This window comes from Mesorhizobium shonense, from assembly GCF_040545255.1.
GTDB lineage: Bacteria > Pseudomonadota > Alphaproteobacteria > Rhizobiales > Rhizobiaceae > Mesorhizobium > Mesorhizobium shonense.
The window spans coordinates 37,893-50,947 of record NZ_JBEPLM010000004.1; the positions used below are offsets into that span (position 1 = coordinate 37,893).

Below are 13,055 nucleotides of genomic sequence, written 5' to 3' on the forward strand. Positions count from 1 at the left end.
CTATGACCTGCTGAACAGTCCGGCCAGTCTTTGCAGCAGGCCGGTACGGGCCTCCCACTCGATCATGCCACTAAGTTCCTCGATGGCATCGTCACCATGGCGAGACGACGCAGGAGTGGCCTCTCGATGGTTGTCGTTGTTCTCTTCGACAACCACATAGGCGTCGTCCGCACTGTTACCGCCGATCTTGGCGAACCGCATCAGTTCGAACTCCGACGCCTCCACGAACACACCGCTCTGCTCGTCGAAGAAGCCTGTCGCGCCGCCGTCGGACGACTTGCTGCCATTTGACGAGGCTGTCCTGCCAGCCGACACGGCCGCGACAGGTAGAGGCAGTTCGATGCTTGCTGCCCTCTCCCCGTTCCCGCCTGCCGAGCCGCTGACGAAACCGCCAAGCCCTTCGTCGAAGAAGACGGTGACGCTGAGGCCGGCATCGGCATCGACGGTGGGCAGACGCCGCTCGCCAACTGCCAGCACCTCACCCATCACCGTGCCCAGGCCGCCGGAGACACCGTCGTCATGGGTGAGGCCAAGACCGTGGCCAAGCTCATGGATCAGCACCGAGAGAAGGTCGATACGGCCATCGGCCGCGCCGCCGCTAACAGCAACCAGCTTGCCATCGCGCCAGGTGAATTCCTCTGCGGTTACCGGCGTCAGGTCGACGAACCAGCCGTTGCCGGCGGCATCGGTATCCAGGAACACCGTACCGTTCTCATAGCGTCCGAGGGTGCGGCCGTCGAGTTGGACAACGTCAATGGTGATGTCGGATAGCGACGCAATCTGCTCATCGTCGAAACGTCCGCTCGCCTTCAATACCGTGACCGCCTGGTCAAGCAGGGCATTGACCGGCGCCCCGGCCGTCAGGTTCACCGCGTTCACGGTCGTTCCGGACGAGGCCGCCATCAGGCTGGAGGCAGTGCTGAAGAACAGATCGTTCGTACGCACTTGGAAGCGGTCGAACGAGGTCGCGCCGCTGCCGGTCATCAGGCCGATCTGGCCGTCCACCAGCACCGAGTTGTATCCGTAGGTGCCGACGAGACCTCCATTGACCTGGATGCTGACCGACGCGCCCTTGAAGATGAGCCGCAGCGAATAGTCGACATTTGCGTCGAGAACCTTGGTGAAGCTCGCGTCGATCGTCATGCCGCCCTTCGGGCTGACATGGCCGACCACCACCTTGTCGTTGACGACGTCCAGCGTGATGAACTTGTAGTCATTCGCTGCGTAGCTGTCGAAAACGATGCCGCCGCTCGTGGCGGTTGACAGCTTGGTTTCGACTTCCAGATACGAGTCCGCTGCCAGCGACGCCCCGAGCTTGAACGTATTCGCGGTTGCCCCGCCATTGGCTATCAGCCGGCCATTGCTGAACGTCCAGCCTGCGGTTCCGGCAAGCGGGAAGCGTCCCTGAGCGTTGTCGAACTGATCGGTGTAGTCGAGAGTCAGTTCGGGCGGCAGTATCTGCAGGGTGAAGTTGTCGACCGCACCCTTGGCCCCCTGATTGCCGACGCCGATCATGCCCTTGTTCAGCCCCTGCGGCTCGCCATCCTCGATGCGCGGCGCGAAGGTGTAGCTGAACTGGTTCACGCCGGCCACCGACACGGTTACGTTCGTGCCATTGATCGCGACGAGCACGTCGTAAGCCGTACCCGCTTTCAACTGAACGGGCTTGTTCGACTTGATGAGTTGCTGCCATCCGCTCGCGTCGCGATAGCCCATTTCAATCTGGTTGTTCGAGATGTTGATGCCGGCATATTTGAAGTCGGTCGGCGACTGGTAGTCGAAGATGATGTAGGTGTTCGCCTTCCAGCCAGAGAGCGGCTTCTCCGCGGTGATCTTCGCCGAAACCTCGAAATAGACAGGCAGATACTGATCGGCGTAGAACACCGCCGCTGCCTGGTCCGTCGGGCTGTTGGACTGCACCGACATCGCAGCGTTGGACACTGCGAACTTGCCCTGGTCGGCCGCGAAGACGTCGAGCGTGCCGTCATTGAAGGCAGCCGTGCGCAGCACATCGCGCCGCCCGCCGGGAACATTGCCGGCCTGCGGGTCGGTCGGTCCACCGGTCTGGTTCTGCCAGTAGCCGTGGTCCTGCTGGGTCACCAGCCCAATCTCACCGTCGATGCCGCCCTGCATGGTCGTCACGTTCGAGTATTTCTGGTTGTGGTTCGACGTGCCGGTATCGGTGTAGCGGGTGATGTCCACGCCGTCCCCGAACGCCTGGGCGTAGAGGAAGTCGTACAGATGCGGCGGCACCTGTCGGCTGACCGTCGCGATGCCGAAGGGCGCGAACGGCACGATGTAGCTGTTGAACTCGCCTACCCAGTCGATCATGCGGTCGCCCTTGGTGTTGGCGATCAGGATGTCGAGACCTGCGCCGCCGAACACCCGGTCCTCATAACTCCAGTGCGTGTCCGGGCTCTCGTCGGTGCCGTGCAGCGGCAACTGACCCGGATTGGCATTGGGCGGATTCGGATTGATCGTGCCCAGATAGTCGTCGGCATTCATCAGGTCGTTGCCGAAACCGCCATAGATATGGTCGCGACCGGTGCCGCCGACGATCCAGTCATTGCCCAGATCGCCGAAGATACGGTCGTCCCCATCGCTTTGACGGTATTCCTGCGGCACGGTCGGATCAGGTGTCTGGCCGTCTGGCTTGAACGCGACGTAGCCAAGCACGCTGACGCCCTCATCGCTGCGCCAGTTGAGGAAGTACTGCAGTAGTTCAGCCCCACCAGTGATACCGTCTTGGTTTATGGGAGGCAGGCCCCCATTCGCTGCGGTGGGCCCATCCCAGACATGTCCCGCGGCGCCATCGAACAGGATCACACGGCGCGGATCATATTCATTGTAGAGGAAGAACTCGCCGGTCCGGCTTTGTACGGGCTTGGGTTCGTTCCAATGCGGATCGCCAGAACCGAAATGCAGTATATCGCCCGGGTTGTAAGGTCGGCTGAAGTCGGTCCGGATCAGCCCGACGAAATTGCCGAGGCTGTCGAAGCGCGGAGCGTAGGATTCGCCGAGCGCCTCCGCGCCGCTGATGGCATCGTCGCCGGAGCCGCCGTGCAGGAAGTCCTGCCCGAGGCCGCCGAAGATGACGTCGTCGGCGAATTGCTGGTCGGAAAGGAACGGATCGGCCGCCCCCATTTCAATGGCAGTCAGGTTGAACGGCGTGAGGTCGACCGACTTTGTCAGCGCGCCCGCCACGTTGATCAATTCGACCTGAACGTCGCCCGGCGTACGGATCAGTTCGTTCAACACGTCGCCCTGGCTGGTCCTGGTGTCAGGGTCCGTGGCGCGCAGAGCCAGGACGCCATAGAGGTTTTCGGCATTGGCCTGGCTGCTGGTGTTGCGGCTGGTGAAGATGCGTCCGTCGTCGCCAAGAATACCGTCGATGCCGGTGCCGCCGGAAATCCAGTCCGAGCCCCAGCCGCCGATGATGTCGTCGTCATCGGCATCGCCGAAGACCACATCCCCGCCGCCGCCCGCATAGACGAAGTCATCGCCGGTTTCGCCATGGATCTCGTCGTTGCCGCCGATGTCGACGCGAGCCCAAATCCCGGTATGGGGATCACAGCAGCAGAGCGAGAACATGGGCCGCATGTCGTCGTCGGCTGTGGTCGGGGTCGTAGCCGGATCGACCAGCGAGAAGTCCTCTGGCTTGAAGTCGGGTCCGCCCGGCGTGTAGTCGAGCAACCGGATACCGCGGACGACAATCTTCTCGCCGCCGTAGTTGTCATAATTGAAGGTAACGTAGTTCTGCCCGAACGGATTGGTTTCGGGGTGCGGATTGACGTCAGTGTGGTTGATGCCGACGATGCGGATGATGTCGCCATTGTCGCCTACGATCGCATCGGAATCACGGCCGTGCTTGCTCCCGAACGTCGTGCCGTCCGAGATCGTGACGATATCCTTGCCGTAGGTGGTCGCGCCCGCAGTCTTGCCCGCCAGCGGATCAAACCCATCATTGCGAGCGATCCGGAGGCCGGCGCCGCCGAAGATCCAGTCCATGTCGTCGGGACGGCTGTCGGCAGTCGTCAGACTGAAGAAGTCCGAGGAGCCGCCCACCAGATCGTCCTGGCCCAGGCCGCCGAAGATGACGTCTCGGCCGCCGCCGCCCTCGATATAGTCCTGACCATCGCTGGCTGCCTCGAAGCTCGGCACCACAAATAGCGCGCCTGCCGGGTCGTCGATGCCGGAGCCGTTAGGATTGGCCAGCCGCACAGGTTTGCGCGCGGCGCCGACATGGGCGGTCGCAGCGACCGCGCCGTCGATCGAGCCGTCACCCTGGATCACGTCATGGCCAAGCTGACCGAAGATCTCATCATTGCCCGCGCCGCCAGCGATGTAGTCGTTGCCGAAGCTGCCGACACCAGCATCGCCATTGTTGATGGCGAAGGTGTGATACTGGGCATAGTCGATCTTGTATTCCGCCCACCATTGCGGGCCGGTCGGGTCGCGATAGTTGCGCGCGACGCCATCGGTCAACAGCCTGCCCGACGTGTACTCGGTCAACGAGTTGGCACCCGTCGCGTCATAAGCATAGCGTGGATCAACGCCGGCCGGAACCGGGCGATCGGTGCGAGAATACATCAGCGTGCCGGCGAGCGTCTGGAAGCGGAGGTTCTGGATGTCGTCCAGCAGGTTGCCGTCATCGCCGCCATTGCGGGTCAGCTTGACGTTATCGCCGAAGATCAGGTCGTCGTCCTGACGGCCGTCGAGCATGTCGTTGCCACTGCCGCCGATCAGGATGTCGGGGATGTCGCTGCCATAGATGACATCGTCGCCGCCGTTCTGTGGCTCGGCGGTGCTGATCTCGATCACGGTCGACAGGTTGGTCGTCTGAATCTTCTGCAGCAGGACCGGAGGCAGGTTGGGATCGTCCACCCACTGTTTCACGATGCCGTGGTCGCCGAAGATGATGTTGGGGAGGTCCTTGTTGATGGAGCCATTGCCGTCAAGGAAGTCGTTACCGGCGGCCATGTCGTCGCGCATCGGCGTCTCGACCTTGACCGGCTTGAAGGTCTGGTCGCTGGCGCCCAGTCGCGGATCGATGGTCGGCGCCGGGCTGATATCGGAAGTGGCCACATGGAGAGCGCGGGTCAGGATGTCCACATTGAAGCCGCTGTCGCCGTAAATGTGGTCGCTGCCGCCCTGGCCGAGAATGGTGTCGTCGCCCGAGCCGCCCGCCAGATGATCACCAGCCTGGCTGCCGATGATGAGGTCGTTGCCGGCCCCGCCATAGGCGGTGAAGCCCACGCTCGGCAGATTGCCGACCAGGTTGCCCTGCGCATTGTAGAGATTGGCGAATAGCGCGCTGGCGTCGATGATGTCATTACCGTAGTAGACGAAACGGTTGGCGAGCGGGAAGACCCACTCATTGTCCTCGTTCTGCTCGTCCGGCAGTTCCGGGAACGGATCGAACGGCTTCTGGCCGAACTCCTGGCCCAGCCGGTCATAGGAGTGGCCGGAATACCAAGCGCCGTCCTGGCTGGTGTCGCCATAGACGACCAGCGGGCTGTTCGGGCCGGCGAGCACGCTGTTGGGCGTGGCCGGAGCGATGACGAAGTGATCGCCGCCCACTTCCGGACCGGCATCCTTCTTCAGGTCGATCCGGTAGACGGTGATCGTGCTGCCCTCGTCGATGACGCAGTCGTGGATCGCTGTGCCGTTCAGCACCAGGTCGGTCTTGGTGACTGACTTGACGGTGAAGCCGCCCGGCAGGCCTTCGATGTAGATCACCTGCCCTGCCGCGAAGCCGTCGTCGAGCCAGCTGCCGGCGGCACGCGTCAGCGTGTCGACCACCAGCGTCGCCTCGATCTGCACTTCCACGCGCTGCGGGATCGAACGATGCAGGTCGATGTTGTTTATGGTGGTCGCCGCACCGAAGTTCGGACCGGAGAGGATCATCACCGAGCCAGTGCCCCAGGTGGCGAACTCGCCGGCCGGCTTCGCGATGCCGTAATCGGCGGCGTTGCCGAAGCCGAGGATTTCGCGGGTCTCACCCTCGTTGCCAACCTGGATGAGCTGGCCGACGACGTAACGGTCGTTCTGCCAGTTGCGACCGTCGAGGCGGGTCAGGATGTTCTTGCTGACGTTTCCGCTCGTGTAAGTCTTGGTCTGGTAGGAGCCTATGGTCTGGACCGGCAGGTTGCCGCCGCCATGCACCATGGTCAGTCCGCCATGCGGACCCTGGACCCAGATGTTGTTGCTGACGTTGGTAGCGCTGTCGATCGATTCGCCCAGCACTTCCATGGTGTCGCCATTGATCGACAGGACGCGGTACTGCTTCGCCTGATCGAAGCTGCCGTTCTGGCCGCCGATATTGATCAGGTGCCCCTTGAGGAAGCCGTGAGCCTCCCAGCTCTGGCCGTCCTTGCGCTTCAGGATGCCGCCCGTCGCCGTATAGGCCACGTCATAGGCGACCGTCTCCAGCACCAGCGGATCGACGGCGACGATCTTGCGCTCGCCCGTCAGGCCAGCCGGCAAGGCCGGGCCGCTCAACACCAGGATCGAGTTGTCGTTGGGATCGCGCAGGAACCCGCCCGACCCGTTGGAAACTTTCTGGCCGTTGCCGTCGAGATAGAACGCGTCCTCGACCGAGATGACGGTCCAGCTTCCCGCAACCCCGTCGATCGTGACGGTCTGGCCGGGCAGGAAGCCCTGCGCCTTCCAGTCGAAATCGTCCCTGCGGATGGTGACATTGGCCGGATAATCCGGGTCATGGCCCACATTGTTGTACTCGAACACGTTCTGGGCCGAGACGAACGGCGCCGGATCGAGCGTGCCGCCGATGTCGAGGCGGTCGTTGCCCTGCCCGAGCATCAGGTTGAACACTTCGATGGTGCTCTGGTGGCCGTCGGTGCCGACGCTGGTCGAACCGTAGTTCACCTTGCCGAAGCTGATGCCGCCGGGAACGACGATCTGGGGCGAGCCTGCCGCAGCTTCACCATAGAGCGGGCCGCTCAGCCCCTTGAAGATGAGGTCGTTGGCCATGCCGAAGCCGCGCAGCGTCGTCTGATCCATGACGCCGGTGCCGTCTGCCTGGCTGGAGTCGTCGAAGATGTTCAGGACGTCGATCTGCTGGCTTTCCGGCGGCTGTGCGCCGATGGCGATCAGGAAGGTATCCTTCTCACCCGGCAGCTTGACGCCGGCGGTCAGCGAGCGGTCGGCGCCGGCCGGGCCGCCCTCGACGGCCAGCGGGCCGCGCAGCTTGGACAGAAGATGTGTGGAGACCGGGAAGACCTTCACGCCGTCGCGGGTCGGCGGCACGATGTAATCCACGTCGGCCGCCAGTTCGACGGTCTGCACTTTGTACCAGGCATCGGCAGCCGACGGGTCGCCGCTGAACACCGCCTCAGGCGCAATGCGCACAACGCGCACATTGTCGGCCGTGGCGTCGCCCAGCCATGTCGCGCTCAGCGTCTGTTCGACGCCGTCGATCATGACGTGGATCAGCTGCAGCTTCGCATCCTTGCCGGCGTTGTCGCCGCGGATGAGCTGGATCTTGGCCTCGATGTCGGGATGGCCACCATTGAGGTCCGAAATCCGCACCCACATACCCTCGAGGAAGCCCTCGGAGAGCCAGCCTTCCTGCTCGCCGGTCAGCCCCCGGTCAAGGAACTGGCCGGGGAAGGATTGCGGATTGGTCTCCTGGCCGTAATTCACGGTTCCTTCGAAGATGAAGCGTTCGGCAAGATCGCTGAGCACGGCCGGATTGGCGGTCGCGCCGGCGGCGGCCCACGAGCCCGTCTGGGTCAGGGTGATGGTCTTGCCGTCTTCCGAGATCGACGCGATCTGGTAGTCGCCGTCATTGCTGACGAGCTTGCTCACCGAGACTGCCGCGGTGGCGGTGCCAGAGGTCGTCCACGGATCGACCGCCGCGAGCGTCGTCAGGACGATCTGGTTGGCGCTGACCGACTGGATCACGTAGTCGCCGTCATTGGCGGAGAACGCACCTGTCGCGTCGATGCGGATCTTGTTGCCGACGACGAAGCCCAGCCCGCCAATGCCAGTAGCGTTGACCGCCAGATTGAGGCCATTGACGCCGAAGGTCAGCACGCCGTCGAACAGTTCCTGTGCGACCGCGCTGCCGCCGATGCGGATATGCTCGCCTTCGATCGGCACGAACTCGCTGAGAGCGACCGGCTGGGCGGAAGCACCCGCCTTGGCCCACACACCGGTTTTCGTCAGGACGATCTGCGTGGCGCTGACGCTGGACACCACATAATCGTCGTTGTTGACGTCAAAGCCGTTCGCCGAGGGCGCGCTGACACGGATCTTGTCCCCGGCAGCGAAGCCGAGCATGTTGAGGCCGACGCCGTTCAGCGCCAGCTTGCCGCCGCTGGTGGCGAAGGTCAGGTTGCCGCTGAAGACCTGATGAGCGGCATCGGAAGCGCCGAAGAAGCCCTGGTCGATGAAGCTGCCAAGATCGGAACCTGCGCCGCGCTTGATGGTCAGGAACCCGCCCTGGGTGCCGAACACCATATTGCCGGTGAACATCTGCGTGGCCTGCAGCCCACCGATAACGGCATAGTCTTCCGGCGAGATGACGGTGGAACCGATCTTGACGACATCGGCAAGGCCGTCCGTGAGCACGGCTACCCGAACCGTCGCGTCCGGCTCGCGGGTCAGGCGGATCTGGTAGGTGTCGTTCTTGCCGCTGCCGGCCGGAATGTCCTTGATCAGTTGCGTGCCGGTGCCGCTCTCCAGAATGACCGCGCCCGAGGTCTCGTTGTCGTGGACTTCCACGTCGAGGAGTTGCAGGCCCGACCGCAGGTTGGGGAACACATAGTTCGCGTCGGTGGTCAGAACGTCATTGCGCACGAATTCGACCACGGCGGTCTGCACATCCTCGCGGACGTAGTCATCGCGCGCCTCGACGCCGAGCATGATCGGGTCGTTCCAGTTGCCGGCAGTAAACTTCACCTGCCCGATCACCACGCGATCGTTCACCGCGTCATAGGTCGGATTGGCGAACAGCGTCAGGCGGCTGTCCGTGGCGCTTCCGTTGAGAAGGCCGTCATCGGCGAAATCGACCTTGTCGAAGAACTTGATCGCCTTGTCGGCGAAGTCGTTGAGCACGATGTCGACCACCACCGTTCCGGCCGGAGCCTTGGCCAGACGCAGTTCGATCTGATCGGTCAGCTTGGTGGTGTTGGTGCCTTCGATGACGATGGTGCGGTTGTCGAGATTGCCCGCTGCATCAACCTCACGGACATAGACGCCGGGGGTGTCGTTATCCAGGACGTCGACCTCGACGTTGCGCACATCGGCCCCGTTGTAGATGCCGACATTCGAGATGACCGAATGCTGGATCACGACCACGCGGTCGCCTTCCGAGCGCTTGTCGTCGGGGGCGAAGACGTAGACGTTCTGCTCCTGATTCCAGTTGCTTGCGTCGAACCTGAGGACGACGGCGCGATCCGGAATCCAGAAGTCCTGGCCGTCGATCGTGACCTTGTGCAGGAAGCTGTCGTCGGCAGTCGTCGCAAGGTCGCCGTCGGCGTAGGTGTTGGTGTGATTGCCCGACATCGGATCGGTCGAAAGCCAGATCGAGTCGCCAAGCTTATCGCTAAGCGGATCGGGATTGAGATCGTAGGGAAGACCGGTCGCCGGGTTGATCGTACGCTCCTCCTGCGGCGAGCGCGCCGCGGAGACCGTGACGTAAACCACTTGCGTGCCCGTCAGCTGTTGCGAGAGCCGAACCGTGTAGAAGTCGGCAAACTGGTTGGCCAGCGTGGACTCCTCGCGGACAACGGTGTGTCCCGAGCTGGTGTCGCCGGCAGCTTCCTCATTGATGACCACGAGACCTTCATGCGCGGTCGAGACGTTGTAGTCGAAGCCGTCGACAACGAGACCGTTGTAGAGCGCATCGTTCGAGGTGACGAGGTGGTCGACCGCGCCGGATACGCCTTCCAGCTCGCGGGTGACGATGTCCTCGGTGACGTCGCCGGTGACGTTGATCGTGTCGGAGCCGAGCCCGCCGATCACGCGGTAGGCGACGCCGAAAGCGGTCGACTGCACGAAGAACTCGTCGTCGCCCTCGAGGCCATCAACCTCGACGACCTCGATGGTCGAGTAGCGCACGTTGAGGCCGGCGCCGAATATGCCCTTGTCCGTGATGACGATGTCGTCGGCAAATTCGGTGCCGAGGATGACCAGCTTGTCGAAGCCCGTGCCGCCGTCAACCGAAACCGGCGCGTTGATGTTGTAGCGGACCTCGTCCTGGCCACCGCCAGCGCGGATGTCGGGTGCCTGGGCAACCGAGAATCCGAGTCCGATCTGGGGCGTCGCAACCCCCTTGCTGTCGAGAACGATGACGTCGTCGGTCGGATCGCTGGTGATCAGCAGGTCGAGATAGTTGATGCCGCCGTCGCCATTGGTGTCGAAGACGTTGCCGATCTTGGCCTGCAGGGCCGTGCCGTTTGAAAGCTGCGCGAAGGTGAGCGAGCCGCTCTTCAGCCCCTTCAGGATCGCCACGCCGGCATCAAGGTCGGCCTTGTTGATCGTTCCGTCACCGTTCCAGTCGAAGTCGGTCGTCGCCGCCAGCGCGAACGCGCGGACGATGAACAGATCGTTGTCGTCGTCACCTTCCAGGCGCAGTTCGGCCTGGTTCGAATAGACGCGGAAAGTGTCGTTACCGGTGCCGCCCTGGGCGACCATCGGCGACGACGAGCCAGCCGACAGCCAACCGCGGGTCGTGGCCACGAGGTTCGGGAAGACATCCTGCGGCAGCAGCCCGCCATCGGCGGAATCGCGCTGCGCGCCGAATATCTGGCCAACCTGGAACTGATCGTCGCCAGCGCCGCCGTCCAATGTGGTGATGACGGTTGTGTCGTCGGTGAAGAAGGCGTCGTTGCCGCCGCGACCTTCCACGGCGAGCCGGCCGTTCAGCCCAGTGTCGTAGTTGATCCTCTGGACCTCTTTCGAATCCTCGTTCCCCTGCACGACGTCCTGATACGGGCCGAGCGTGCCATGCAGCAGGGCCACATAGCCCGGCCGGTCGGCCGTCTCGTGCGGCAAGTAGGCCGCCGCGCGCAGCAGGAAGATGTCGTCGTTCTGGAAAGCGGCGCCGTTGTTGGCGCTGTCCCGGCCGAAGATCGAAAGCGTGTCCACGCCATCATCTTCCTCGCCCGTGTCGAGCACGTTGATGATGTAGTTGCGCTGGTTGCCCTGCGAGCCCAGCGTGTAGACCTCGTAGGTGTCGGTGTCCGACTGACCGTCGAGGGTCAGAGTGTGCTCGGCGAGCACATTCATCTGGTAGGTATAGGCTGGAAGCGCAGCACCGGTCGTATATTGGTCGGTGGTGAAGGTGACGCCCACCGGCGTGATCGCCGGCGAAGTCTGGGCGGCTGCGTCCTGCAGGAAGTAGACCTTGAAGCTGTCCTCGCCGTCGTTGCGGTCATTCGGCGTCGCATAGCTGCCGGTCGCGGTAACGTCGCTGCCATAAACCCTAGTCTTCGACCCGATGAAGACGTAGCCCGCGCTGCCCCAGGCGGTGCCGCCTGCGGAGCCGGTCGTGTCGCCGAACTGGAAGAAGTCACTGTCGGCGTTGCCGAAGATGCGGGTCAGCCTGTCGGCGTTGGTGACGCCGGCCGCGTTGTCGTCAGGCCGCCAGGTGCCGATCGGCCGCGACGCGGAGGTACCGGAAGGCGAGCCCGGCGAGCGATTGCCCGCCACGACCATGATCGCGCCGGCGATGATCTGGCCGCGCAGCAGGATGTGCGTGCCATAGCCCTCATCGGCGTCCGCATGGTCGCCATGGATGTCGATCTGGTTGCCGGCGACGATGGCCGAATTCTCATGCGTCTCGACGTCGTCGCCGACGCGCAGCGTCACCGAGCCTGTTTCGGCAAGGATGAGGCCGTGCGGCAGCGGACGCAGGGCGTCCACATGCAGGCCGGGGAGCCTGGAATTGCTCTCCGCGAACTGCGCGCTACCGCTCTTGACGAGTTGCAGGTCCTCGCCCGTCGACGTGGCGTTGGCGGATTCGCGCACCGTGATGCGGATGTCGCCCGTGTAAGTATGGGCAAGCAGAAGCCGCAGGAGCCCGTCGGTTTCCGTCACATAGATGCTGGCGTCGGCCTCCATAGCGACGTCGTCGCCATTCTGGTCGAGGGTCAGCGTGGGCGACCCGCGCGAACTGTCGATCTCCAGATCGTTGCCGGACGAGCCGATGCTCGCACCGACGCCGTTGGCGTCGAGATCGATAGCATTGCCATACACGTTGGCGTTGTCATCGCCGAGGCCGTTGTTGCGCGCGTCGCGGATCGAGCCGTCAACGGTGCGCAGGCTGACATTGGCGAGCGACCTGACGGTGTCGACCTCCATCGGGCCGAACAGCTCGTCGAGGTAGATGCCGCCATGCGAGACGATACCGGCATTGTTGTCGAAGGCGTTGAGGACGCCGAAGCCGTTATTGCGGTCGACATTGATTTCCAGGAAGTCGGTCGCAAGGCCGATGCCGCCGAATGTCGCGGCCTGTTCGGACGAGGCCACCCCCGAGAACATGGTGATGTTGACGGCGGTCACGTCGACGGTCGGTAACCCGTCGGCGTCGAGGATCTTCTGCGGCGAGCTCAGGATGACGTTGCCCAGCGTCGAATGGATATGACCAACCAGCATGTCGCCTTTGAGTTCGGTGGCGGTGATGTTGCCGTTTGTGGTCAGGAAGATTTGCGGCGTGCCGTCCGGCGGCGTCCCCCCGGTCCAGGCGACGTCGGTGTTGACGATGAAGTTGATGGTCGTGTCCGGCGTATCGACGACAACGTCGGCGCCATAGGGCGTGCCTTCGATCGACGTCGTCCGGTAGCTGCGCGGCTCGTCCCCCGTGTAGAGGGACGTGGTCGTGACGTGGCCGATGTCGATGTCATCGCCGGCGCGGACCGCCGTGAACGTGTAGGTGGAATCCACCTCGTCATACTCGGTGCCGAGGCTGCGGCGCACGAAGTTGTAGAGCGAGATGCCGGTGACGTCCGGGCTGAAATGGTCGAAATATTCGCCCGTGCGAGCCTGGGTCGTGACGAGGTTGACCAGCGGGTAGTACGTGCTGACAT

At 63.4% G+C, this 13,055-nt stretch carries 1 protein-coding gene (only partly in view); it reads right to left on the reverse strand.

All coding sequences use genetic code 11. From position 1 onward, the window contains the following. Window positions 1–13,055, reverse strand: partial view of an LEPR-XLL domain-containing protein gene (locus tag ABID26_RS12735; RefSeq protein WP_354415648.1) — the final stretch only. It continues 23,257 nt past the right edge of the window; 13,055 of the gene's 36,312 nt are visible here — the last part of the coding sequence; the start codon falls outside the window, past its right edge; its stop codon occupies window positions 1–3.